At 41.8% G+C, this 251-nt stretch carries 1 pseudogene; it reads right to left on the bottom strand.

What is annotated here, in order from left to right:
- Positions 1 to 251, bottom strand: a pseudogene (locus tag I5349_RS13920) (alanine dehydrogenase); the annotation flags it as partial.

The raw sequence follows: 251 nt of genomic DNA, 5'->3' as shown, positions 1-251 counted from the left end.
GGATCTAAGATCGTACTCGCTCGATGTGTGGTAGGGATGGATCCATCGATATCACAAGGCACATCTGCAATCACACGGATTTTAAAGTCAATATTTCCAACAGCTGCTTTTTCAAAAAGTCTAGGCGCATTAGGATCCCAGTAGGCACAAGCGATCAACATATCAGCTACAGCAGCAAAGTGCATGAAGGTACTTTTATAAGCCGTTGGGTCTTTATAAAAATCTTGTTTAGAGAAATCGCCACCATCTTT

The organism is Penaeicola halotolerans (genome assembly GCF_016464625.1).
In the GTDB taxonomy this organism is placed as follows: Bacteria; Bacteroidota; Bacteroidia; order Cytophagales; family Cyclobacteriaceae; genus Penaeicola; species Penaeicola halotolerans.
This window is presented reverse-complemented; position numbering and strand designations above follow the sequence as displayed.